We start from the raw sequence: 25,247 nt of genomic DNA, 5'->3' as shown, positions 1-25,247 counted from the left end.
CAAAAATAAAAATAAATGGAGCGGGTGACGAGATTCGAACTCGCGACTTTCACCTTGGCAAGGTGACACTCTACCACTGAGTTACACCCGCATACTCCATTACTAGCTAGGTATTTGGTGCGGGATAAGGGACTTGCTCCGCTCGCTTTGGCTCGCTATCACGCCGGGTCGGGAAAATGCTTCCAAGGGTCGCATTTTCTTGTTCCTCCCGTTCAAGTCCTATCTACTTATCCGCTTATACAAAAAATTTCTTTTACTCATTCTTTGATTTTAGTTGGTGCGGGATAAGGGACTTGAACCCCCACGTCGTTGACACTAGATCCTAAGTCTAGCGCGTCTGCCAATTCCGCCAATCCCGCATGTTCAGTTTTCTTTGTTCATTTTCTGGTCGCTATATTTATACAGCCAACAGTCATAAATTTGGCTGGGGTGGCTGGATTCGAACCAACGGAATGCCAGAGTCAAAGTCTGGTGCCTTACCCCTTGGCTACACCCCAGGATGTCATTTTGGGGTGGATAGTCGGAGTTGAACCGACGGCCTCCAGAGCCACAATCTGGCGCTCTAACCAACTGAGCTATACCCACCATAATATAAATGGTGCGCCTGAAGGGAGTCGAACCCCTGGCACACGGATTAGAAGTCCGTTGCTCTATCCAACTGAGCTACAGGCGCAATTTGGAGCGGGTGAAGGGAATCGAACCCTCGCGATCAGCTTGGAAGGCTGACGTTCTACCATTGAACTACACCCGCATGTTATTTAATTGTTACCGACATTTATAGATTATAGCATCTGATTTAAGCTCTGTCAACAACAATTTTTAACTGTTTCCAAAGGGTTGGTTATAGCGGAAACTCATCTAAGTATAAAAGAAATTTCTTCCACAGTCAATATTTAAATTTACTCTATCATGTGATTTTCTTTGCTCTATCTTTTAGTTTCTGCGTTGTTGTTCAATTTATGCGATATTTATGCCTTCTTTTGAATCAAAATGTTCTTTAATCCTTCCAATGCATTTGCTCTATGGCTTATTTCATTCTTTTCCGTTGAAGTCAATTCAGCCATAGTCTTGTCCAATCCTGAGATTATGAAAAGCGGATCGTATCCGAATCCATTTTCTCCTTTTCCCTCAAAGCCTATACTTCCATTTATATAGCCTTCTGTTACTATTTCCTCTTCGTCTGACAAAACAAGAGCTATAGAGCTTACAAACCTGGCTTGTCTCCCATTTTTGGGGACACTTCTCATATTGTCCAGAAGCTTCTTGTTATTGGCTGCGTCTTTTTTATCGCCTTCCACACCTGCGTACCTCGCAGAGTAAACTCCCGGTTCGCCCCTTAGGGCAAATACCTCAAGGCCGGAATCATCTGCAATGCTCGGTCTGCCCGTGAGCTTCCATATGGCCCTGGCCTTTATCAAAGCATTTTCCTTAAAGGTGCTCCCATTTTCCTCTATATCTATCTTTATGCCTACCTGGTCCAAGGAAAGCACCTCATAGCCCACATCCTTCAGTATAGCCCTTATTTCTTCCAATTTATGCTGATTATTTGTTGCTGCTACTACTTCCATTACATTCATCTCCTATTATACCAGCCAGTTCTCCAAGGCTTTCCTTCTGTATCCTTATCAATTCTTTTATGCCTTGTTCCCCCAATCTTAGCATTTGTTCCATCTCTTCTTTTGTAAAGGGCTTTTCTTCGCCTGTGCCCTGTATCTCAACCAGATGGCCTTTCTCCGTCATCACTATATTCATATCTACCTGACAGGTAGAATCCTCCGCATAATTTAAATCCAGCAGGATATTGCTTTCCTTTATTCCTAGACTGACTGCAGCTACAAAGCTATCCAAAGGTATCCTTGATATTTTCCCCTGGATTTTAAGCTTATGCAAAGCATCTGCCAACGCCACAAAAGCTCCTGTTATAGAAGCCGTCCTGGTGCCTCCATCTGCTTGTATAACATCACAGTCTATAAAAACGGTAATCTCTCCTAGTGCTTCCAAATTTACCACGGATCTCAAAGCTCTGCCTATAAGCCTTTGTATTTCCATAGTTCTTCCGTCTACCTTGCCCCTGGTTGAATCTCTTGGCTTTCTGACTTCGGTAGAACGGGGAAGCATGCCGTATTCTCCGGTCACCCAACCTCTGCCTTGACCTTTCATGAAAGGCGGCACCTTTTCTTCTACACTGGCGGTGCATATCACCTTTGTATCTCCCATCTCAATGAGTACAGAGCCTTCAGCATGCTTCAGGTAATTTCGCGTAATCTTAACAGGTCTGAGCTGATTCAGTGCTCTACCATCTATTCTCTCCATTTCTTTCATCCTTTCAAACATCTTTTGGTTATTATAGTTTCAAATAAAACCCACTTGAGTTAACCCAAGTGGATATCAATTGCTATTCATAAAAGTTCACAAACACAGGTACGTCCAAATATTCATTTGAACCGATGCTTTCAGTATTTTCTACGGTTTGGCCGTTCACAAACAATCTAACTTTCTTTATAGCCGGGAATTCCCTTAGTGTGAGTGTTACAGCTTTTACTATTGCTCTTTCTTCTGCTAAGGTCGAAACATTAAGTATTTCCTCAGAAAAGTTTACATAAGCAACCCCATCATTTACTTCCACTCCCAAAAGTTTAGTCCCTACGGGGAAGGGGTTCTTGAGTCCAGTTTTGGGGTCCGGCCCTTCGAGGAGTACATTCAATGCGGCTTCAGCGCTATTCGTATATCCCGAAACCAGCTTTGTCAAAGGTGCAAAATATGAATAACGTCCGGTGCCCTTCTTTTGATAGTATACCATAACCTTCGATAATTTATCACCTAATTTTTCTGGCTTTATCAAATTGATTTCCGAGCGCTTCAGATTTCCTCCTATTTTTGTCCCGAAGGGCATTTCATCGATTTGCTTTCCGTCAATCCTTATCTGCACCGATTTAATATTGGAGAACTCAGTCAAGGTATATACCAGAGCCTTGACCCCTATTTCTTCTCCTTCCGCACTGCCAAAGCTTAAAATTTCCTTGGACATATCCAATATGGCCAAGCCATCGTCTTTTATTACTGCACCATTGATTTTAGTGCCCTGGGGCAGCGTGGGAGACAGGCCTATAGGCTTTATATCCTCAGCCAACTCCTGGCTATATATGATGCCCTTTATTGCAGCCTTTGCCAATCCCATATCGCCCTTTGGTATGTATCTCATGACAGGTACCAAAAGATTTTCAGCATCTTTATAATATAGAACGGTGGCTCTTGTATTTTCCGGCTGTTCCGATGATACCTCGCTCAAGTCGTCTGTTTCTTTAATCTCGTCTTCCGGCAGCTTTATATCTATTGCTGTTTTTTTGTTGAAAAATTCCCTCAGAGAGGCCAACGGATTGCTGCAGCCTGTCAAAGTGATACATAATAAAACAACCAATATAATATAAAGTTTTCTTCTCAATCTCTTCACCCCCTAAAAGTTCTATATTATATATATTAGGGGGCTACATGGTATATTCATTTATTTGAGACTAATCAAAATATAGTATCTCACCTTTTATCGAACTATCAACATAAAGAATGCCCAGTGAGAACTTTGGCTGAAATCTTCTGTCTGTGGGGGATCCCGGGTTGAAGAGCAATACGCCCTCCATAATTTCATTGTAAGGCACATGGCTATGCCCAAATACTATGCAGTCTACATCATCGCTTAAAAATTCCGCATAAGCATTCAAAAAGGTCTTATTATGGCCATAGCCGTGAGTGAGTCCTATTCTCTTGCCTCCCGATTCTACTATTCTCCTGTCGCCGTATTTCTCGTATATGCCGAAGCTGTCATTATTTCCTGCTACTGCATAGACAGGAGCTATGGTTTCCAAGTCTGTGACAACATCTTCAGATAGCAAATCTCCTGCATGCAAGATGAGATCTACACCATGAAAGGCTTCAAACACAAAATCAGGCAGTGCTTTGGCCCTTCTTGGTATATGGGTATCAGAAATCACACCTATTTTTATCATAAAACCCCCTGTATTTTCATTTTTCTACCATCATCACTGCACCTTTTGTGCCATTTGAAAACAATACGGTCAAAAAACTCCTTTACTTATTTCCTCCTAAAGCCTTTTCAAGATTTTTCAGATTATCATACATGATGGATACATAATCTATGCCAGACTTTTCTTCTTCCTCCGTCAAGCCGTGTGCTGCATTTAAGGTCAGCACCTCGCCTTTGATCTCTTTGGCTATGGTCTCAGAATATTTGGGGCTGACAAACTTCTCAACAAAAACATATTTGATATCTTTATCTCTGCAAAGCTTAACTATTTCAGCCAGCTTTGCCGTACTCGGCTCCTGCTGAGGTGAGATTCCCCTTATAGGGATCTGGATTAGATCATATTCTTTGGCAAAGTATCCGAAGGCCTCATGGGAGGTCACAATAGTATTGCCCTTAAAGCCTTTGGCGGCTTCTCTGATATCACTATCCAGCTTATCAAGCCTTTGTGAGAGCTTATCATAATTTTCTTTATAAAAAGCTTCGTTTTTGCTGTCCTTCTCTATTAAGGCATTCAATACATTGGCCGCTTCCTTTTTCAGATTTACAGGGCTTACCCATACATGAGGATCATTATCATTCTCGTCATGTCCGTGGGCTTCTTCTGCAGGATGTTCAAGACTAGTCCCTGCATCTTCCCCTCTTATAAGCTCTATGTCTTTGCTTGCCTCAACAACCTTTGTCCTGTTCAAATCCAGATTTTTGATCACCCGCTCAGCCCATCGCTCCATACCCGCTCCGTTATATATAAAGATATCGCTTTCCTGGAGCTGGGCCATGATCTTAAGGGTGGGCTCCCAGTCGTGAGGTTCCACTCCGGCAGGTATCATGTTTATGATTTTCGCCTTGTCCTGAGCTATTTCCTTGGCTATGAAATGCATAGGATAAAAGCTTGTAAATATCTTTAACTTCCCTGTGCCGCTGTTTTCTGCGGCGTTGGAAGCATCTTTGCAAGCTGCTGCCGAGAACGTCAATGCTAAAATCAATGATACAAATAAAATAGTTTTTCTCATACTATACCTCCTATTTGCAAGTTATTTGCATTTACATTGTATAGTATTTCCTCTTTTCTGTAAATATATAGCGTGAGATTACTTATTATTATTTAAAAAACCGTATGCCAATGCAGCTTGCAGTGCAGCACCTACAGGCAAACAATCCTCATCGATATCAAACAGGCTGTTGTGAGCAGGATGGATTATTCCCTTATCCTTGTTCCCGCAGCCGAGGAAGTAGAAAACAGAGGGCCTTGACATAGAGAAGTAGGCGAAGCTTTCCACACCGAGGCTTGGGTTGACAATATCGACAATATTGCTGACGCCTATCAGCTCTGAAGCTGTTTTACGCACGAATTCAAGCATAGGGCCGTCATTATAAAGGCATGGATAGCCATCTATCATGCTTATTTCAGCAGTTCCTCTCATAGAGGATGAAACGCCTTCCACAACCTCTTTGAACCTGACCTTCAGCCTTTCTCTATGCTCCTTGCTTAAGGTTCTCATAGTTCCTTTGATCTCCACTTCATCAGGTATAATATTCTCTGCAGTGCCTCCATGTATAGACCCGACTGTCAGCGCTGCCGCTTCAGTAGGAGAAGTTTCACGGCTTATCAATGTCTGCAGTGCATTTATCACATTGCAGCTTATAGTGATCGGGTCTATTCCCATATCTGGATGGGCTCCATGGGCGCCCTTCCCCTTTATTTTTACTGCAAAGGGATTCGAGGCAGCATGCACTACACCCGGTTTCAAACCTATAGTGCCGCTTTTCAGGCTTTCATCTACATGGAGCCCTATCACCGCATCAATATGAGGATTCTCCAGAACCCCTTCTTCTATCATGTATCTGGCCCCTCCAACAGTCTCCTCCGCAGGCTCAAACATCAGCACCACATTGCCTTTGAGCTCCTTTTCCATGCTCTTCAAGATCATAGCGGCCCCCAAAAGCACCGTCACATGGGCATCATGCCCACAGGCATGCATTTTGCCTCCTATTTGTGAGCTGTATGAGCGTTCTTTTTTGTCCTGGATGGGCAAGGCATCCATATCTGCCCTCAATGCTACAGTTTTATCTCCCTTTCCTCTTATAATAGCTTTTACTCCTGTCTTAGCAATGCTTTCATATTCGACCCCTATGCTGTCAAGAAATTTCTTGATCTTTTCAGAGGTTTTATATTCTTCAAAGCCCAATTCCGGCTCTCGATGAAGGTCCCTCCTAATATTCACCAATAACTCTTTGTATCCGAGCGCCTCTTTATAAAAATCCATCAATATACACCTCATCTCATTTTTACATATAGATTATACCAATTGGCGGGCCTGCCTTCAATATTAGGCAGCCTGTATATTTAATATTGGTGTAACAAATAGTATAATGTTGTATAGGTTACGAAAAATACGGGGAAGCGGGGAGCACGGATTTTGCCATAACCTATGACCCTAAAGGAATACCCTAAGACTAGTAGCCATTGGCTAGAGACTAGAGACATAAAAAATGCTTCGCATTTTTTATAAAACACACATACGGAGGGATATATTTGAAATCAAAGGTTTATTTTTTTAATATGAGAGCCGGAAAGCCTTCTGAAAGCATATCAAAAAAGGTGGCCAAGCTTTTTGATAAGGCAGGATTCAGCGAAATAGTCGCTCCTGAAAAGCTTACAGCCATCAAAATACACTTTGGAGAAAGAGGAAACAATGCTTTCATCAATCCCATATATGCCAGGCAAGTAGTTGACAAAATAAAGCAAAGCGGAGGCAAGCCTTTTCTAACAGATTCCAATACCTTGTACAAGGGCAGCAGGGCCAACGGGATTGATCATCTTGTGACTGCGGTAGAGAACGGTTTCGCTTATGCTGTAGTCAATGCACCTCTGGTCATATCAGACGGAATTTACAGCAAGGATTCCGTAGATGTACACATCGGCAAAAAGCATTTTGACACCGTAAAGATCTCATCTGCTGTTTATTATGCCGACTCCATGATGGTGCTGTCCCATTTCAAAGGCCATGAGACGGCAGGCTTCGGAGGGGCGATAAAAAACATGGCTATGGGTTGTGCACCGGCAGCAGGCAAGCAGCAGCAGCATTCAACAGCCAAGCCCAAAGTAGGCAAGGATTGCAAAGCATGCAGGATGTGTATTAAGAGCTGCCCTGCCGATGCTATAGTGATGGCTGACGGAGCAGCATACATACAGAATGAGAAATGCATAGGCTGCGGCGAATGTGTATCCATGTGCATCTATAATGTGATAAGGCCCCAGTGGGGAACTGCCATGGATGCATTTATTGAGAGAATGACCGAATATGCCTATGGCGCATGGGCAACAAAAAAGAATAAAATCGCTTTCATGAATTTTGTTATGAATGTAACACCGCTATGCGACTGCGTACCTTGGAGCGATGCTCCCATAGTGCCGGATATAGGTATTTTAGCTTCCTTTGATCCGGTGGCAATCGATCAGGCCAGCTATGACCTGGTCAACAAACAGCGAGGCAACGCTCATAGTGAAATCGGCGACTGCGGCTGCGGCATGGAAAGCGGCGAAGATAAGTTTAAGGCTATGCATCCTGATACAAAGGGAGAGATGCAGCTTTCCTACGGTGAAGAATTGGGCATGGGCACAATGGAATATGAGCTGATTGAGCTTTAAAGGGCTATTCGCTAAAAAACATTATTACAGCTAGTATTAAAGGCGCAGCAGCAGCTATAAAGGCACCTGCTGCTGCTTTTTTTTCACCCTTTTTCAAGCAGATATAAGCATAGCTGCCCACATAAATTGAGGGCAGCAGGAATAATAGCAAAAAATACTTCTTAATCATTTTCTGCCCCCTTTTTGCAGAACCGGTGAGCTCTTTATCATTGTTCCTGTCCTTCTTATCTTTGCATCCACCGTTACAACTGCCTTAATATCTTTAAACTTCTCAAGCCAATTATATTTTTCCCATTCTTGTATGGTTGAAAAGCATTTCACTACATGATGGCCGAAGTTAAGAAAATCTACATTTAATTCTTTAGCCTTATCTATAAGGGCGTCTGCTTGATGCTTTATAGTGGTCTCAATCAAGCCTTCCAGATATCCGATCATATCCGTTTTCTCATAGTTAATTCTGCTTTGAATGGCGAGTATAGTCCCATCCAATCTTATATTTACATAAATAACAGGCTTGCCTTCATCAAACACTACCTTCACCTTGGGCTTGCTGTGCTGGCTCAGATCAACAGCCACATCCAGATCAGGCCTGAGAGGGTCATTGTGGGAAAAAGTTCCTCTTTCAAATTCTCCCCGCAGCATCAGCATAACCCTTGTCTCATAGCCATCCAGCTTGTGGACCATCTTGTCTCCATCAAATAAAGCTGTCCCAAAAAGCTCAATATGGTTTCCTCCCTTTCGGGGCAGCTCACCCGCATATCTTTCTCCTATGAAGATCTGTTCATTGTCTCCCCCTCCGTCGTTTCTGGGCAAATGGCTGAAATCATTGATTCCAGCCATGATTGCGATAGGCTGTCTATAGGTGGACTTTAAAGAGCTGTAAAAATCGCTGAGCTTAATTTGAGGAGAGAACCCGGTTTGCTTAGAGATTTCCATGAAGCCTTCCTGCATCTTAGGCATGGACAAACCCACTACGGGCTTGAGATTATCGATAAAGCTTTCCGCAGTGCCCTGTGATACTATTACATTCACATTTCTTCGTATTTCTCTGAAGCGTATTATTGGGCCCATAACATCTCCGAACTCACCCCGTTCCGCAACCTCCTTGGATATTATCAAATATTTGGTATGTCTGAAGTTCAGCATTCTTGCCAATGATGTATTCAGTACATTTGTAGCCTTAAAGAAGGTCGGTGCATCTATTGTTAAAGCAACATATTCTGTTTTTTCTTGTTCGCCGCCGCCCTGCGTCTTGCTGCCGGATCTCATATCGCTTATTTGAAAGCTGAAGCGCCATTTATCCACTATGCCTTTGTCTATGCCTATGGTAGTGACATAAGCATAATCACCAACTTCGTGGGCATCAAAGCAGGAGGATAAGAAAACCGCTATGAAAAATAAAATAGATATGAGACTAATTTTCCTTAGCATAGGCTTGCTTCCTCCTCTTGAAAAAGAACCATATAAGCCATGCAATCAAAATAGGTGTGTAAAAACCTACCCAGCCAAGCTGTCTGAGATTAGGCACTACATAATCCAGCATTATGGATACGGTGGGTACAATAAGTGTGAGTATATAAACTATAAATGCAAAAGAAACAATAATAGGTTTTTTATCATTCATATCAAAAACATGGGTATAGCAGGCTACAGCGCCATAGAATACAGCGGTCAAACCTATTAATGTACTCAAGTTCCAGGTAAATATAAAGACTACTTCTATCCTCTGAAAGAACCTTCCATAGTCAATGAGAGAGGCCATTATATATACAGGGTCCATAAGCTCACCTGCAATAAAGTAAGGGAAGGACAGTATGGTGGAAAACAGTACGGTTGAAATAACCGCACCGGATATCAGAATGCCCCGGCGGCCTACAATTCCGAAGTCTTTGGTACTATTTAGGGCTTTTGCAAAAATGCCCAAAAGTATTATTTCACCATAGGCCGAGCTTCTTATAAGCCCGTTTTCCAACGTGGCACTTGCTCCGTAGCCTAATAAGGGATATAATCTATATGCTTGAAATCTCTTGAATGACAATAATATTACAGTGATAAAAGCAAAAATCAGAGGATAGGAAAAAAGCTTTGCCACCCGGCCAATGCTCTCAAGACCAAGAAAGCTGACAAAAACTATGGCTATGATGAATAATCCTACTATAAAGCCAGGGGGAGTCTCATTAAGAAGATATACCTTGGTAGCGTCAGTAAATTCTCTCAGTGTTATGCTTATAGATAAAAGCAAAATTAAACAAAATATAAGGTTAAGTAGCATTCCTATCTTTTTGCCCAATGCTTCATCAAATATTTCCATAATGTTCTTCCCCGGATAGGCTTTGACCAGTTGAAGCATCAGGCTAAAAACCATCAAACTCACTGCCATGGATATCAGCGTCATATACCATCCTACAGTACCTACCTTCTGCACGACTGCTGCAATGCTGGTAAAAAACGCTTTGCATGCCGTTGCATTAACAATGATGCAAAGCATCTCAATATTTCCTATTTTGCCTTCCTCCATTATAATCACCTCAAGTCCAACCGAGTATTATTAATTCTTCTTTTTCTTTTTTAGAGCATTTAGTTCATCAGGTCTGTATTTCATATATTTTATAGGTTTTGCAAGAATTATATCCGGGCTGTTTCTAAGCTTTGGAGTCACAGGCGCTAAAAATGGGACTCCGAAGGACTTCATGCTGCACATCAGCGCGAAAAACATAAACATTCCTATGGAAATACCGTAAAAGCCTGCCTGTACGGCAGCCTGCCCCAATATCAAAGCTCCTACGATACCCAGGGTCTGGTTGATAACTCCCGGCACCCTGAGTGCAGCTTCTCTGACAAGCTCAAAGGCCAATTCCATCACAACCAGCTCCACAATCGTGGGAAAGGGGACACCCTCCCTGGCAGAGGCTATCGATGCCAAAAGCTCGGAGGATATCATCTCCTGGCTGAACAATATCAGAGCGATATAAAAGCTGGACAGAAACACGGCTATCAGTATCCCTGCCATCCTTATCATGCTTATAAAGCTTCCATAATACCAGCGAAGGTTATTATCTGCGGAAGTATGATAAAGAGTAAAGAAGGTTATAGGCATTGCACAGGCAAAAGGCGAACCGTCCAGCATTACAAGGACCTTCCCTTCCAGAAGGAAGGATATGGCCCTGTCAGGTCTTTCTGTGCTGATTATCTGCGGAAAGAGCATCCATCTATTATCCTCGATATACTGCTCCAGCATCCCGCTGCTCAATATAGCTTGTGATTTTACTTTACTGATTCTCTTTTTTACTTCTTTCGGAAGCTCCGGATTCACAACTCCATCCTGATATATGACTGCGCATTTTAGGTTGCTTTCCGCTCCCACAATCATAGTTTCTACTATAAGATTTCTATTTTTAAATAACCTTCTCACAATAGAAAGATTTGTAGGCAAATCCTCTACGAAGCTTTCATGAGATCCTCTCACCACTATTTCATTTTCCGGTTTTTCTATGCCTCGCTTTTCATAGCCTTTCACTTGCAATAAGACGCACGAATCAAAGCCTTCTATAAAGAGAGCGCAAAAACCGCTTAGTATATCATTTTCAATCTTTTCAAACCGATTTTCTTTAGCAACATCATTAATATTAACAACTTTATTGATCAACATGTCAATCAAATCAGCTTCCTCAAGGTCCAAGCCCCCAGTCCCTGTCATAAGGTTCTTCAGGATTACTTCATCCAGAAGCTTTCTATTGACCAAACCATCCACGAAAATAAGGAAGGCGCCTATGCTCCCGCATATTTTGAGCTTTCTCACTGTTATATCGCTGTTTATCGGTATTTTGAAATCATTCTCAAGCCTTTCAAGATTTTTCTCAAGAGTCGAATAGATGAATGAATCCTTATCATCATTGTAATCATTCTTATCTGCACCTCTGTCATCTTCCTTGGTTTCCAGCAGCTCAAATTTATCTTTTTTAGGCTTATCCTTATATATAAATATATCCCAAAGCTTCTTCCGCATATAAAACTCACCATCCCAAAGCTTATCTCGACAAATATAGTAATAGTCTCCATAAATACGAAAAATTTATACTAAAAAATAAACCTCTCAATCATAAAGATTCAGAGGTTTATTTTTTAGTATAAAGCTTATATGCTGACCTTTTTCCAGAAGCCGGGCATAGCGAGGAGCAATATGGGATAGATCTCCAGCCTTCCTATCAGCATTGCAAAGGAAAGGGTCATTTTGCTCAGCACCGACATAGCTGAGAAGTTGCCCATAGGTCCCACAATAGCAAAGCCCGGGCCTATATTGCCCAATGTCGCCGCCACAGAGGACAAGGTAGTAACGATATCAAAATCATCAAGAGACACTATTAGCGAAGCCGCCACAAAAATAAAAATATAAGCAAAAAAGAAGCTTTTAATTTCCGACAGCGTCCTCTCATCAACAGCTCTACCGCCAATCCTCACAGGATATACTGCCCTTGGGTGGATTATTTGCATAAGCTCGGTTTTCATGGTTTTAATGAGCAATAGTATCCTTATATTCTTTATTCCTCCGCCGGTAGAGCCGGCACATCCTCCTATGAACATCAAAAAGAATAAGATCAACTTGGAGAATATGGGCCATTTATCAAAGTCTGTGGAACTGTAGCCTGTAGTAGTTATTATTGATGCTACCTGGAACGAAGAATGTCTCAGGGATTCCCCCAGGTCAGAAAAAATATTTCCATATAGATCTATAGTTATGAGTATTATTGATATAGAGACTACAGCTATATAGAACCTGAATTCCCCATCCTTGAACAAGGCCTTAAAGTTGCCCTTTATGGCCTGATAATACAGGGAAAAGTTAGCTCCGCACATAAGCATGAATACGGTTATTATAACTTCTGCAAATACGTTGTTGTAAGCACCTACGCTGATATTTTTGCTGGAAAAGCCACCGGTGCCGACAGTGCCAAAGGTGTGAATGCAAGCGTCAAACACCGGCATTCCGGCTATTACTAAAAATATTATTTGAATCACCGTTATAACAAGATATATTCCATACAATATTTTAGCAGTCTTGCCAACTCTGGGAACAAGCTTTCCCGGATTTGGTCCGGGACTTTCGGCCTTCATTATCTGAAGCGTTCCTGCACCTACCGATGGAAGTATGGCTAATGTGAATACCAGTACTCCCATTCCCCCTACCCAATGGGTAAAGCTTCTCCAGAACAAAATGCTCTTTGGAAGGCTTTCAACTTCCATGAGAATGCTTGCACCAGTGGTAGTGAAGCCTGAAACCGCCTCAAAAAAGCTATCCACCAGCGATGGTATGGATCTGCTGAGATAAAAAGGCAAAGAACCGAAAAAGGATACCAATACCCAGCCAAAACCTACGATGGCAAAGCCATCCCTTGCATATATGCTTTTGCTTTGAGGCTTCAGGTTTATCAGTACAAGCCCGACTGCTATGAGCATCAAAAGCGTATAGGCAAAAGATTTCATTGCCCCGTCATTATATATGCCTGAAACTGCAAGAGAGGGTGTTATAGCGATAGCTTCACATATTAATAATATCCCCAAGCTTTTTAATACCATTTTGAAGTTCACTTTGAATCCCTCCTATGAAGCCCCCGACAAGCTCATCCAGATCTTCTATTTTTCTATTTTTTATTATGATTATTACCCTGTCATCTTTGCATATTACATCGTCCCCGTGGGGTATGACGATTTGATTTTTCCTCACTATAGTAGCAACAATCACGTCCTTGGGAAGCTTCAGTTTTTTAAGAGGTATATTCAACATCTTGCTGCCCTGTTTTGGTATAAATTCCAATATTTCGGCTTGTCCTTCAACTATTCTGTATAGAGTTTCTATGGAGTTGCCTCTCACATATTTTAAGATCTGATTGGTGGTTGTGATTTTGGGACATATGACGCTATCTATACCCAGCTTGGTTACCACTCCCATATAATTTATTCTGCTTATTTTTGAAACAACCCACTTTGCTCCATTCTGCTTGGCAATCAAAGCCGAAATCAGATTCTCCTCATCCATTCCCGTCAAGGATATGAATACATCCATTTCTCCGATGTTTTCAGATAGGAGTACCTCCTCATCGGTGCCGTCGCCGTTTATAACAAGCGTGTTGGGAAGCAAATCCGCAAATTCATCGCATTTCTCCCTGTCTATTTCAATGATCTTAACCTTAATGCCCATTTCATGAAGCATTTTTGTCAAGTAATATGCTATTCTGCCGGCACCAACTATCATAACATTCCTTATCTTAGTATGGCTTTGGCTCCAGCCTTTGAAAAAGTTCATAATACCTGAAGGATTACCTAGAATATATATATTGTCATCCACCTGTATCTCAAAATCTCCATTTGGCACAATGACCTCGCCATTTCTGACGACTGCTCCTATCAGAATAGGATGCAAATTTTTGTTTGACAAATCCTTTAGCTTTACGCCTGCAATAGGCATATCCTCTGTAATCTTCACTTCGATCATCTTCACTCTGCCTTTTGCAAAGCTTTCCACATTTGCTGCCGAAGGAAAGGTGAGGCTTCTGGCTATCTCTTCTGCAGCAGCATGCTCGGGGTTTATCACCATGTCTATCCCTACTTCTTCCTTGAGCATGGTCAATTCACGGGCATATTCAGGGTCTCTTATCCTTGCTATAGTGCTGAATGCACCCAGTTTTTTGCCGGTCAGGCAGCAAACCATGTTTACCTCATCGCTGTCTGTTACCGCAATCAAAAGATCCGTTTCTTTGATACCGGCTTCTATCAGTATATTGGTGCTCACACCATTTCCCTTGATGCACAACACGTCCAAATTTTCTTCTGCTTTCTGCAAGGCCTCTTGATCGTTATCTACTATAGTAACGTCATGGTCCTCCTTAGAAAGATTCAAAGCAAGATTGTAGCCTACCTTTCCTGCTCCGATTATTATAATACGCATTAGGTTCCCTCCAAAGTACCCGATAATATAATTTTGGGAAATCAATAATAATAATTATAGCATTTATTTAGAACAAAGTCTTCCGTTAGCAAATTTTGATAGCTAAAGAAAATTTATACTTCCCTATGCATTTTAAAAAAACATAAATTGGCGCATAAATAATTCTACATTAATACTTCAATAACAGCAACTTCAATAGGAAGGGTGTTTTATCGCTAATTTGACCGATTTCTCATGAATTTTAATGAATATGTCTTATTAGTGCTGGAATATTTCATCTATATCGTATTTTTTAGCTTTCTCTTATAACTTGACGTCTAGTATAGGCAAATTTTCTTCTATCCTCCTCAAGTTATTTACATGTGTCTATGATAATACAATAACTGCCTGCTTACAAGCATTCTTCAAATCGCAAAAAACAAAGCTAAGAAAATAAATATTATCTTAGCTTTGCATGCTTAACTATAATTTTCTGATGGGTTAATATCAGCTTTTGCCTTCTAAATATTTCATGATGCCCATAAAAATTCCCCAGGCAATCTTCTCCTGAAACTTATCTTCCTGCAGCAGCTTCTCTTCCTGGTGATTTGAAAGAAAGCCGCATTCTACCAGAACCCCTGGCATCTTGTTATTTTTCAATATATACAGTGTATTTATCCCTTTAGCCTGTCTCGTATTTCCATTTTGAATGACATCGATCATTTCACTCTGGATAAGCTCGGCCAATTTCTTGTCTTCTTCATTGCCCGCCATATAAAAGCATTGTGCTCCGTAATATTGGGATTGGGGGAAGGAATTCAAATGTATGCTGATGAATATATCGGCTCCGGATTCATTTATCATTTTATGCCGCTCTCTGAGGTCATCATTTTTTTTATCCCTTATCCTCGTTTTGCCGTCACCATATAGACCGCTGTCATCCTCCCTGATCATCAAACCGACTCCGCCTGACTGTTCAATAAGCTTTCTGAGCTTCAAGGCTATTTGGAGGTTTATATCATCTTCCACTGCTCCTGTTATTCCTATCGCTCCCGGATCTATGCCTCCATGTCCGGGATCAATCATTATCACTTTATTCTTCATAGGAAGCCTATAGGCATTCATTGCATCGGTGTAAATAAAGGTAGAACAAAGCAAGAGCAGCATCAGTCCTAAAATTCCGGCTCCCAATTTTATCAGAAGCCTTCTATCTACTATAATAAGCTTCAATATACCACCTCCAAAAAACACTTATATAATAAGGTATAAATAATAAGTATGTCATATTCATATAAATTTCATTATGCTATAATATTTATTATATATATTCTGAGGAGGGGTTAGTTTGGGAGATATTAGAATCAGCAGATTAGCAAAATTATTGGTGCATTACAGCTTGAGGTTGAAAAAGGGAGAAACCGTAATGATTCAGTCCAAAATTATATGCGCTCCCCTGGTAAGAGAAGTCTATAAGGAAGCTCTTCTTGCCGGTGCGCATCCTATGATTTTTAACAGCCTGGAGGATGACAGAGAGATACTCCTTAAATATGGGAATGATGAGCAGTTATCCTATATAGCGCCTTATTCCGTTGAGCTTATTAAGAATGTGGATGCTTATCTGACCATATGGGGCGAGGATAATACAAAATCACTATCCAACATAGATCCGGCCAGGATGAAGCTGAGATCTCAGGCTATGACTGAATACAACAAAATCTACATGGATAGGATGGGAAGCGGCGCCTTGAGATGGTGCGGTACTCAGTATCCGACCAATGGAAGCGCCATGGATGCCGAAATGTCATTATCCGAATATGAGGATTTTGTTTATGAGGCCGGTCATATAGATTCAGATGATCCTGTTGCTCACTGGACAAAGGTCCATGAAGAGCAGGAAAGGCTTGTAAAAATACTGAATACAAAATCGGATTTTGAAATAATCGCAAAGGATACCCATTTGAAGCTCAGTACAAAGGGCAGGACCTGGGAAAACTGCGATGGCAGGGTAAACTTCCCCGATGGTGAAATATTTACTTCCCCGGTAGAGGATTCGGTAAACGGTTATATAAGGTATACATATCCTGCCATATATGGCGGAAGGGAAGTGCAGGATATAACTTTGACCTTTAAGGATGGAAAAGTAGTGGATGCAAAGGCAGCAAAAGGTGAAGATTACTTGCTCCAGATGCTGGATATAGATGAGGGTGCTAAATTTGTGGGCGAATTTGCCATAGGCACCAACTATGATATTGAAAAGTTTACCAAGAATATATTGTTTGATGAGAAGATCGGCGGTACCATACATATAGCAGTAGGAGCAGGAATGCCGGAATGCGGGAGCAAGAATGCGTCCAGCCTTCATTGGGATATGATATGCGATATGAAGGACGGCGGAGAGATTTATGCCGACGGTGGATTGATATATAAGGATGGAAAGCTTCTCATATAGCAGCTAGAAGCAACATATTATAATCTCTAAACTGACCAGTGGCTGTATCAGCCACTGGTATAATTGTCATTATATAGATCGCGCATTTCAATAGTTTTATCGGCAAGAAATTTGCCTCTTATCATAATGGGATTTGAAGTGAGAACCTTAAACTCGATTCCGTTAATCACATATGTCTGCTCTTTTGTATTCCAGTAATCAATGTACAGATTGAAATCACTGCTGCCACCCGTTTTGTGTCGTCATAACAGATAGCATAAACACAGCATTTAAACAATAATTGAATCAATACCCACATGATGTATCCCATCAATTTTTTTTATGGTTAATTGAATGTGTTAAGTTCATTTATTCTTTCGTGCTGTATCCCCTCTATAGGTGCATCGCCACCGATACCGCTGAGATAAAACCTAAAGCGGACACGCGAATCCGTATTGTTATCTACGTATTCCTTGCATCTTTTTAACATTGAGTAGATACCGTCCTCATGAATAAGTTCCTCAAAGGATGCATCATTGAAGATAGTCTTAAACGTTTTAAGGTATGATCCTATAAGATAATTTAGTTCCTGATATTCGATGCTGTCGGATAAAACATAGTCATAATCAAAAAACACCCGAGTAGCATATTCTTTGCCTGTTTCATCCTTCTGGATAATTTCAAATGGATAGCGGTAGCGAAGTTCAATAAAGGCTGTACCGTCGGGAGCTGTATCTGAATAGGCATCCCTGCTTTCCACCGACTCCGAAGGCATATTACCCATATTTGCACCCTCCGGGTATATTATATATCTATCTGAGCTGAAACCACCGAGAGCCGCACCGCTCATAATTCGCTTTTTCATAAATGTTTTGTCTATATAGTTGACAGGGGTTTCAGATATAGAAAATACCGAACTCGCTCCGAGAACAATGATTAAGAGCACACAAACCATCGCGAATCCAGTTTTCTTTTTGGTTATATCCATAATCCAAGTAATTCTCATTCGCACATTTCTTTGTCCACCTCCGAAATCTGTGGAAAATGCGGTTTGGGGTTGTATCTTTTTTAAGGAAGAAAAAATAATCTTGCTATATTGCTTACGCAGGTTGAAATCAGCATCTTTTACCACCTCCTCGTCGCAGGAAAGTTCACACAGAGCGGCGATCTCCTTAGCGACGAAAGGAAGAAATGGATTGAACCAGTGAATGCTCCTAGCAGCGATGACCAGAACCCTGTACCACAAATCTCTGCGTTTGAAATGTATCAACTCGTGCTTAAGTATGATGGTTAGTTCCTCAGGCGTATAGATGACATCCGGGAGGACAATGGACGGTCGAATAAGGCCTATCAACATGGGAGTATAAACGCAGGAACATTTTCTAATACCCACTTTCTCGCGAATGCCTACTTGTTTTTCCACATCACAAAACGCTTTAAGTGTCTGTGAGTCGGTTATTTCCTCACTCCACCGCCGAACCATTGACATAAAGCGGCAGTGCCGTGTGACATAACAGGCAAATAAGGCGATAGTACCCAAGAACCATACAACCGTGAGCATTTCCCAAACAGAAAAGCTCGAAGGCGAGCGAGTCACCGATTCCATCCAATTCCGAGCGGATGCCACAGAGGCTGGAAAACCTTCCATTGCTGCGTCTGCTACCTCCTGCGCAGGCAGTGGTATTTCCACTAAGGAACTGTTGGTATGCAACCTGAACGGGAAAATAAGACTTACAATAATAATCATCCAAGCGTAGTAACACCATTTTGCATGATAGCGCTTCAAAAGAAGCGGCGTGATAGCTATATTAAAAAGAGCAAGGAGCGTCATAGTAAAAGAACGGAGTAAGAACATGATAAGAAAGTTCTGCATGTCAACCCCTCCTATCCTTTAACCACTGAAACAAAGCATCGAATTCTTCATCCGAAATATCTTCATACCTGTATAGCGCATTAACTAGGTTTAAAAATGAGTTCTTATGGTATTGCCGCATAAAATATTCAGTTTCAAAACGCAGGTAGTCATCACGGTTTATGATTGGATAGTAAAGACGCTCCTTCCCTTGCTTCTCGCTGCTCAAAAAACCACGATCAATCAATCTCTGCATAAGTGAAACGACGGTTTGTATTTTCCAGTTTTTCACCTTTCCTATCTGCTGCATAACAAGGCTTGTGGTGACAGGAGGATCGCTTGCCCAAACGGTCTTCATAATCTCAAATTCTGCTTCCGGCAATTTCATCATGTTAGCCACCTCCTTAAATAAGTTAATTGTCTTAAATATATACTACAATTGTCTTAAATATATGTCAAGAAAATTCTCTACTTTGACATGAAAATATGGATTTCTTGAGCCCCTTCTAGTTTTTGGTTTCCTTGTGAATTTTTTTATTAAAGATAACAAAGATGGCAGACTTTATATACCCTTCGGATAGAAGTACCGCCCCAGTTATGAAAGCCTCAATTGCTTCCATTCTAATGTGCAGGGCAATATCCGTCCCATACTACTTTTCTGTAACCCTCTATATCAGTATCACCCTCGGTGCTGATGATCAGAATCCTTGAAGCTTTATCCAGCTTCAGCTTGTCTTTGAGTTCCTTATATTCGGTTTTTTGCATTATCAGGCTTATCAAGCCTGTTCCCACAGCACCGGACTCCCCGGATATTATCCTGGGATCGCTTTTTATGGGATTTGCCAATATCCTCATCCCTCTTGCAGCAACATAATCCGGACAGGATATGAACATATCCGCATAATCCCTTAATATCTTCCAGCCTATTGTATTGGGCTCACCGCATGCCAGGCCTGCCATAATGGTATCCATATGGCCTGTTACAGCATGGGGCCTTCCGTCATTTATAACCGCAGATCTATATAAGCAATCCGCCTTATCAGGCTCTACAATGGCAGATATGAGCCTGTCGTTTCCATATTTGTCTACGAAATATCCAAGCATTGCTGCGGCAAAAGATCCTACTCCGGCCTGGAGGAATACATGAGTCGGTTCTCCGTAGTCTAATGCCCTTAGCTGCTCCTCAACCTCATCTGCTATTGTTGCATAGCCTTGCATGATCCACCGGGGAATTTCCTCATAGCCCTCCCAAGCTGTATCTTGTACCATTACTCCATTATTTTTGAGGGCATATTCATTTGCCAGTCTCACGGCATCATCATAGTTGTACTCAGTTATACAAGCTTCCGCGCCTTCATTTCTAATGTTTTCGAGCCTCATCTCCGCAGAGCCCTTAGGCATGAATACTACTGATCTATATCCCATCTCTCTTGATGCCCAAGCAACTCCTCTTCCGTGATTTCCATCGGTTGCAGTGACAAAAACGGTATCTCCCAGCTTTGTTTTTGTATCTTCCGATACTAAATTGCTATATGTCAAATTCTCCAAACCCATATTGGTTTTGTCACATATATATCTGCCTATTGCGTATGATCCTCCCAGTACCTTAAAGGCATTAAGTCCGAATCTATAAGATTCATCCTTAATCCAAATATTTGACACATTCAATTCTTTCGACAGGTTTGATAAATCATGCAAGGGTGTTGCTGCATATTGAGGAAAGCTCTTGTGAAAATCTCTTACACCGGATACAACATCTCTGGATATGAAATCTACCTTCACCTTTTTCCCTTGCCTGTTTCTCGCTTCTGTGTTTTCAATCCATTTCAAGTCTGAATAGTTGCTCATTCCAAACCTCCTACCTTCTGAACTCTGAGTATTGCCGCATAATACGTTAAAATCCCTCCAATATATATCTGCCCTTATTCACCATAGCATCCAGCAATTCCTTATTATTCTTTACATGAAGCTTGTCTGTATGAGCCACCAGGGTTTTCCCTGCCAACTCTGCATTAATGCATTTGTAAAACATATCGAGGACTTTAATGGTGCAGTCAAAATCCTCATCTGCCATTGTCGAGCCTGCAGTACATATTGCATGTCCCAGCCTTTTCTTCCGGCTTATGGGGCTTTTGCCCAGTATGTATTTGCCGGACCAAATCGATTGGCACCGATCTATCAATGTTTTCAAACCGGATGATACTGTATTAAAATATATTGGAGTAGCAGTTATCACCATATCCGCTCTTTCAAAATCCTCATATATGGATTGCATATCATCCTTGATTATGCATTTTGCGTCCTTGTAGCAGTGGTCACAAGCCAGGCAAGGTCTGATATTAAGCGCTGCAACATACAACTTTTTTACGGATGTATCCTCCGCTTCCATGCCCTTAAGCAAGGCGTCCAATAGAATATCGCTATTTTGTCCTCTTCGATGACTGCCATATATAGCAAGGATATTTTTCATAGGAATCCTCCTTTTACTGTTTGGTATGCAAAGGGACAAAAAGAACCGTCCTCAGTGTCCCTTTGTCCCTCTATTGCATTTATTGTATGAACCTTACTCTTGATAGTATGAGATATAGCACGGCAACTTCTATCGGCGCCATAATCGCTCTTGCTATTATTCTGGCAGGCAGCAGCACTAAAAATCCCTTTTTCAAAAGTATCGTAAGCCATAAGGTGCCTAATCCCAAAGATACCAATAAAGATGTGATCATAATGGTCAAAACAATTTTCCAAAGGCTATAATTGGATTTGGTCCTGTAAAATATTAAGCCTGGAATCGCTCCCGTAAGCATTGCACTTAAGGTAAACCCCGGGAAGTAGGGGAAACCTCCTCCGCCAAATATGAGCATACCTGCAAGATCTGCAATTGCTCCGGTGAGCCCGCCTATGACAGGGCCTAAAAGCATACCTGCTAATAAAATGGGGATATCCCCAAAGCTTAGCCTGACAGAGCCCCCTACCAGATAAACAGCAAAGAATCTGGTGAGAATAATGCTCATGCCGGCGAGCAATCCTCCGACTGCCATGGACAATGTGCTCAGTCTTTTTTCTGCCTTATTCATAATATTACCTCCTTCTTTAGCTCGACAGGTCACACTAAAGAAGGATTCATTCTTCTCTATGTGACAGCGGACGCGATACTGTACCGCAGGTCATACCTTTCGTTTAGCGGCAACTTCCCATCCGTCTAACACTTAACGCACAGTACCTACTCTGTCAGCTATTCATAACATTATATATAATAATATGAGTGATGTAAACAAAATATATTATTCTCTGCTATTTTATATACCCCTTTCCCATAAGCTTCTCTATATGCTGTTTAAGCTTTTCATCCAGGTCGATATTGTAGTTCTCCTCCAGAACATACATCATTGAAACAGCTACTTGTGCTACGTCCAATAATTCCTCGGCAATCCTGTCAATGACAACCGATTCTTCCATTCTACATTCTTCACCGTTTAATCCTCTGTATTTGCCTATTAGCTGCGCCAGCTCCCCCGCTTCCTCCATAAGCTTTAAAGCTGTGGATTCTATACTGGGCTTTAGATTGTTGAGCCTCGGCAGGCTAACGGTTCTATATTCCGTTGACCTCATCTTATTACCCCGCTAATACTAAATTTATCTATTTGAATACTTTAACGCGATCTTCCAGCGGCATGAACTCCTTATCACCGGCAGGTGCCGTGGGCTTGCCGAAAGGCATCTGAGCGATGAGCTTCCAGTTATTCGGAATATTCCATTGCTTCTTTACCTCATCCTCAATAAGCTCGTTATAATGCTGCAATGATGCTCCTAAGCCTTCAACTTCCAATGAAGCCCAAATTATATACTGAAGCATACCGCAGGATTGCTGCGACCAAACAGGAAAGTTATCTTTATACCTGGGGAATTGCAGCTGCAGTGATTGAACTATACTGGAATCTATGAAATACAATACTGTACCATATCCGGCGCGGAATGAATTTATCTTTTCTTCCGTAGGTGCAAATCTATTCTCAGGCACAATTTTTCTCAGGGCTTCCATGGTTATATCCCATAGCTTGTTATGATTATCTCCCAGCAATAGAATAACTCTTTCACTTTGAGAGTTAAAAGCTGAAGGGCTGTGCAAGACTGCCTCCTTTATTACTTCTTTAAGCCTCTCATCAGAGATTGCCGACTCTTTACTTATTCCATATATGGTTCTTCTTTCCTTCACGGCAGTATAAAAATCTTTTGCCATGTAAATTCATCCCCTTATTTAAATAATCAGAAGTAGTATCTGTACTCGTGTAAAATTTATGAAATAAGCTTTTATTTAGGCTTATTCATCATTGTGTTAAAATTATTATTAACTCGAATGGAGTTTATAACCCTACCTGAGTCAGAATATATTATCCGGCAGCTTTGCGCTGCTTATGCAAACCCTGCCTGAATAATTATAATTCTCTTATAATTATATCATATCAACACTACCCTCCGAAAGCATATATTTCCATATATGTTATGGGTACATTTCCCTCTGTTTTTCATATCATGTGTATGCCTTCATAAGGACTGAATACGCTTTTATGAGCAGTCGTTATCTGTTTAAAAAATTAGAATTTTCAAATTGCCATTGACTTAGCGACGTCTATAAGTTATAGCATTAGTGACCCCACTAAGTGAGGTGATTGGTTTGGGGAATAAAAAAATGGGGCGTCCGACTGATAATCCCAAGGATATGACGAGGAATGAGTTCCGCTCATGGTCAAGAGCGGCGTCCAAAGCAAAGGTCGATTATCAGAGAAAACTGATAACCGGCGATGAGATGATGCGGATTGTAAAGACATATTAGTTCGCTAACAGTGTACCAAATCCATAGAAGGCGAACAATTAGGAATAAATGTAGCTGACAGCTTCAAAAACTCACGAAGCTGAACAGGAGAGTTTGACCTATCAGGCTTTATGCACGCTATTAACATTATAGCTGTACCGCGCAACCCGGCAGGACAGATTAAAAGACAAGCCGAGGTGTATCGGTTTCGCTGCGGCCTGTCTTTTTGCTTTGATTATTTTCAATTTTCGATTGTTCCTGTATATTTCTTTTATTTGCAATATGCAGATAATAGCAGTATATTGATTGTATAATTGTGGAATAAGGGGGGTAAGCTTTATGCTTTATTTGACCGTGAAGGAGGCCGCAGAGAAATGGGGGTTGGGTACTCGGATTGTAACCCTGTATTGTACAGAAAACAAAATTGAGGGAGTTATAAAAAGAGGCAATCTGTGGCTTATACCGGAGCATGCCCAGCGGCCTGCCGATAAAAGACGCCGTGAGCAGCCGGCTCCCCAGCCCTCGCTTTCGGAGGATCTTGCCCACCTTCTGGCGGCTACCGCTGGTACCATGCCGCACGACAACCCGGACACGGTCCTAGACACCGTAAACGAAGAAAGGATGCGACTTCAATACGAGGGCGAAATCGCCTACCTGCGTGGAGATTTCTCAACGACAATGGCATGCTTTCAAAGAACCCGGGGAGACAACGCGGCGCGGCTTCGCGCCTGCCCGGTGACGATTGCGGCGACCATCAGCTTAGGGGATTACCCCGCCTACACCGAGATCGAAGCTTATCTTGAAAAATGCGCGGAAGTCCACAAGGGAAGCGGAGCTGCCGCTATCGCGGAGCAAGCCCTCGCCACCGCAGCCGTGAGCATCATCGCTCCGAACATGGTCCCCGGCTGGCTGAAAGAAGGAGATTTCAGCGCCCTCGCTCCACAAGCGAGACCGAACGCCCTTTATTTGCGCGCGAAGTATTTCTACTGTTTACATAAGTATGACGCCATGTTGTCCGTGGCGCAGACCGCTCTGACCCTGTCCGCACAGCCCCAAGGTTTCACGACGACAGATATTTATCTGCGAATGACCTGCGCCGTGGCCTGCCATTGTCTCGGACGCGACGACGAGGCCCGGCACTGGCTGCTGAAAGCTATGAAGCTCGCCTTGCCCCACAGCTTTATCACGCCCTTTGCGGAGGCCGTTACCGCGCTTGGAGGTCTGATGGAGCAGTGTCTGGAACGGGAGTATCCCGCCTTCCGTGATGCGGTTCTCACACAATGGAAACGCACATGGAAAAACTGGATCTCTTTTCATAACCAATTTACCAAGGATAATATCACGCTTATGCTGACCCTACGGGAATATCACTTAGCTTTGCTTGTGGCGCAGCGCGTTCCTTACGCCAAAATTGCTGAGCAGCATTGTATTTCCGTGGGCAGGCTCAAAAACATCATGCTGGAGGTTTACGAAAAGCTATATATATCCGGCCGGGAGGAGCTTGCAAAATACATTATATGATTGAAAAAATGTGACTTTTTGAGGGT

General features: G+C 42.0%; 24 protein-coding genes, 6 tRNA genes and 1 riboswitch. Of the genes, 4 read left to right on the top strand and 26 right to left on the bottom strand.

The features are described from left to right. Positions 1-16 precede the first annotated feature (16 nt). The 12 genes from AC4HCY_RS05980 to AC4HCY_RS05925 all read right to left on the bottom strand — a co-directional run bounded on the left by AC4HCY_RS05980 (position 17) and on the right by AC4HCY_RS05925 (position 6,303). Positions 17-91: transfer RNA gene (locus tag AC4HCY_RS05980), tRNA-Gly, on the bottom strand. Positions 92-275: 184 nt separating this feature from the next. Then, a tRNA-Leu gene (locus AC4HCY_RS05975) sits at positions 276-359 on the bottom strand. Between the two features lie 62 nt (positions 360-421). Then, positions 422-497, bottom strand: a tRNA-Gln gene (locus AC4HCY_RS05970). An 11-nt stretch (positions 498-508) separates the two neighbouring features. Then, positions 509-585, bottom strand: a tRNA-His gene (locus tag AC4HCY_RS05965). 11 nt (positions 586-596) lie between these two features. Beyond that, positions 597-673: transfer RNA gene (locus tag AC4HCY_RS05960), tRNA-Arg, on the bottom strand. Between the two features lie 4 nt (positions 674-677). Then, positions 678-751 (bottom strand) — tRNA-Gly (locus tag AC4HCY_RS05955). A 217-nt stretch (positions 752-968) separates the two neighbouring features. Beyond that, positions 969-1,568, bottom strand: coding sequence for an XTP/dITP diphosphatase (locus AC4HCY_RS05950; RefSeq protein WP_323432977.1), 600 nt, complete (start codon positions 1,566-1,568; stop codon positions 969-971). Then, positions 1,543-2,313, bottom strand: coding sequence for a ribonuclease PH (gene rph / locus AC4HCY_RS05945; protein WP_323432976.1), 771 nt, complete (start codon positions 2,311-2,313; stop codon positions 1,543-1,545). The genes AC4HCY_RS05950 and rph overlap by 26 nt, the downstream gene beginning before the upstream one ends. Before the next feature lie 82 nt (positions 2,314-2,395). Next, a complete protein-coding gene (locus AC4HCY_RS05940; RefSeq protein ID WP_491095558.1) occupies positions 2,396-3,442 on the bottom strand; it encodes a GerMN domain-containing protein in 1,047 nt (348 codons plus the stop codon). Between the two features lie 70 nt (positions 3,443-3,512). Next, positions 3,513-4,001: a metallophosphoesterase family protein gene (locus AC4HCY_RS05935; protein ID WP_323433197.1), complete on the bottom strand. Its 489-nt coding sequence runs from the start codon at positions 3,999-4,001 to the stop codon at positions 3,513-3,515. Between the two features lie 82 nt (positions 4,002-4,083). Beyond that, positions 4,084-5,049, bottom strand: a complete 966-nt coding sequence (locus AC4HCY_RS05930; RefSeq protein WP_491095557.1) for a metal ABC transporter solute-binding protein, Zn/Mn family — start codon at positions 5,047-5,049, stop codon at positions 4,084-4,086. Positions 5,050-5,127: 78 nt separating this feature from the next. After that, positions 5,128-6,303, bottom strand: a complete 1,176-nt coding sequence (locus tag AC4HCY_RS05925) for a M20 metallopeptidase family protein (RefSeq protein ID WP_491095556.1) — start codon at positions 6,301-6,303, stop codon at positions 5,128-5,130. A 269-nt stretch (positions 6,304-6,572) separates the two neighbouring features. On the opposite strand from AC4HCY_RS05925, the gene AC4HCY_RS05920 reads away from it, so the two are divergent. Continuing rightward, positions 6,573-7,688: a DUF362 domain-containing protein gene (locus AC4HCY_RS05920; RefSeq protein WP_323433200.1), complete on the top strand. Its 1,116-nt coding sequence runs from the start codon at positions 6,573-6,575 to the stop codon at positions 7,686-7,688. Positions 7,689-7,692: 4 nt separating this feature from the next. Here AC4HCY_RS05920 and AC4HCY_RS05915 read toward each other — a convergent pair whose 3' ends face one another. From AC4HCY_RS05915 to cwlD, 7 genes are all read right to left on the bottom strand, one after another. Beyond that, positions 7,693-7,857, bottom strand: coding sequence for a hypothetical protein (locus AC4HCY_RS05915; RefSeq protein WP_323433201.1), 165 nt, complete (start codon positions 7,855-7,857; stop codon positions 7,693-7,695). Next, entirely contained in the window at positions 7,854-9,119 is a 1,266-nt protein-coding gene (locus AC4HCY_RS05910) for a Ger(x)C family spore germination protein (RefSeq protein WP_323433202.1), read from the bottom strand. The genes AC4HCY_RS05915 and AC4HCY_RS05910 overlap by 4 nt, the downstream gene beginning before the upstream one ends. Continuing rightward, positions 9,103-10,206: a GerAB/ArcD/ProY family transporter gene (locus AC4HCY_RS05905; RefSeq protein ID WP_491095555.1), complete on the bottom strand. Its 1,104-nt coding sequence runs from the start codon at positions 10,204-10,206 to the stop codon at positions 9,103-9,105. The genes AC4HCY_RS05910 and AC4HCY_RS05905 overlap by 17 nt, the downstream gene beginning before the upstream one ends. A gap of 30 nt (positions 10,207-10,236) precedes the next feature. Then, positions 10,237-11,694 (bottom strand): spore germination protein, encoded by a 1,458-nt coding sequence (locus AC4HCY_RS05900; protein ID WP_491095554.1) that lies wholly within the window; start codon positions 11,692-11,694, stop codon positions 10,237-10,239. A 128-nt stretch (positions 11,695-11,822) separates the two neighbouring features. Continuing rightward, the gene (locus AC4HCY_RS05895; RefSeq protein WP_491095553.1) at positions 11,823-13,274 is read right to left on the bottom strand and encodes a TrkH family potassium uptake protein; all 1,452 of its coding nucleotides are present in this window, start codon (positions 13,272-13,274) and stop codon (positions 11,823-11,825) included. Next, entirely contained in the window at positions 13,225-14,631 is a 1,407-nt protein-coding gene (trkA, locus tag AC4HCY_RS05890; protein ID WP_323433206.1) for a Trk system potassium transporter TrkA, read from the bottom strand. The genes AC4HCY_RS05895 and trkA overlap by 50 nt, the downstream gene beginning before the upstream one ends. A gap of 486 nt (positions 14,632-15,117) precedes the next feature. Beyond that, entirely contained in the window at positions 15,118-15,840 is a 723-nt protein-coding gene (gene cwlD, locus AC4HCY_RS05885; protein ID WP_491095552.1) for an N-acetylmuramoyl-L-alanine amidase CwlD, read from the bottom strand. A gap of 115 nt (positions 15,841-15,955) precedes the next feature. Here cwlD and AC4HCY_RS05880 point away from each other — a divergent pair, with 115 nt between their 5' ends. Next, positions 15,956-17,059 carry an aminopeptidase gene (locus tag AC4HCY_RS05880; RefSeq protein ID WP_323433208.1) on the top strand — a complete coding sequence of 368 codons (1,104 nt, stop codon included), beginning with the start codon at positions 15,956-15,958 and terminating at the stop codon, positions 17,057-17,059. Between the two features lie 325 nt (positions 17,060-17,384). On the opposite strand, the gene AC4HCY_RS05875 is transcribed toward AC4HCY_RS05880, so the two are convergent. From AC4HCY_RS05875 to AC4HCY_RS05845, 7 genes are all read right to left on the bottom strand, one after another. After that, a complete protein-coding gene (locus AC4HCY_RS05875; protein WP_491095551.1) occupies positions 17,385-18,911 on the bottom strand; it encodes a M56 family metallopeptidase in 1,527 nt (508 codons plus the stop codon). Between the two features lies 1 nt (position 18,912). Continuing rightward, entirely contained in the window at positions 18,913-19,281 is a 369-nt protein-coding gene (locus tag AC4HCY_RS05870; RefSeq protein ID WP_491095550.1) for a BlaI/MecI/CopY family transcriptional regulator, read from the bottom strand. Positions 19,282-19,511: 230 nt separating this feature from the next. Continuing rightward, positions 19,512-20,738 carry a diaminopropionate ammonia-lyase gene (dpaL, locus tag AC4HCY_RS05865; RefSeq protein WP_491095549.1) on the bottom strand — a complete coding sequence of 409 codons (1,227 nt, stop codon included), beginning with the start codon at positions 20,736-20,738 and terminating at the stop codon, positions 19,512-19,514. A gap of 46 nt (positions 20,739-20,784) precedes the next feature. Continuing rightward, positions 20,785-21,360: a flavodoxin family protein gene (locus tag AC4HCY_RS05860; protein WP_323433210.1), complete on the bottom strand. Its 576-nt coding sequence runs from the start codon at positions 21,358-21,360 to the stop codon at positions 20,785-20,787. Between the two features lie 79 nt (positions 21,361-21,439). Continuing rightward, entirely contained in the window at positions 21,440-21,964 is a 525-nt protein-coding gene (locus AC4HCY_RS05855; RefSeq protein WP_323433211.1) for a folate family ECF transporter S component, read from the bottom strand. A 62-nt stretch (positions 21,965-22,026) separates the two neighbouring features. Continuing rightward, a riboswitch (THF riboswitch) is annotated at positions 22,027-22,120 on the bottom strand. Positions 22,121-22,181: 61 nt separating this feature from the next. After that, a complete protein-coding gene (locus AC4HCY_RS05850) occupies positions 22,182-22,499 on the bottom strand; it encodes a MazG-like family protein (protein ID WP_323433212.1) in 318 nt (105 codons plus the stop codon). A 28-nt stretch (positions 22,500-22,527) separates the two neighbouring features. After that, complete coding sequence (locus AC4HCY_RS05845; RefSeq protein WP_323433213.1) at positions 22,528-23,127, bottom strand: nitroreductase family protein; 600 nt, start codon at positions 23,125-23,127, stop codon at positions 22,528-22,530. Positions 23,128-23,562: 435 nt separating this feature from the next. Here AC4HCY_RS05845 and AC4HCY_RS05840 point away from each other — a divergent pair, with 435 nt between their 5' ends. Both AC4HCY_RS05840 and AC4HCY_RS05835 read left to right on the top strand, forming a co-directional pair. Continuing rightward, positions 23,563-23,721 carry a CopG family transcriptional regulator gene (locus tag AC4HCY_RS05840; RefSeq protein ID WP_323433214.1) on the top strand — a complete coding sequence of 53 codons (159 nt, stop codon included), beginning with the start codon at positions 23,563-23,565 and terminating at the stop codon, positions 23,719-23,721. Between the two features lie 318 nt (positions 23,722-24,039). Then, positions 24,040-25,221: a helix-turn-helix transcriptional regulator gene (locus AC4HCY_RS05835; RefSeq protein ID WP_323433215.1), complete on the top strand. Its 1,182-nt coding sequence runs from the start codon at positions 24,040-24,042 to the stop codon at positions 25,219-25,221. Positions 25,222-25,247 lie beyond the last annotated feature (26 nt).

It is taken from the genome of Lutispora sp. QWL-02 (assembly GCF_058315355.1).
The sequence above is the reverse complement of the archived record's forward strand: the minus strand, read 5'-3'. Positions and strand labels throughout refer to the sequence as shown.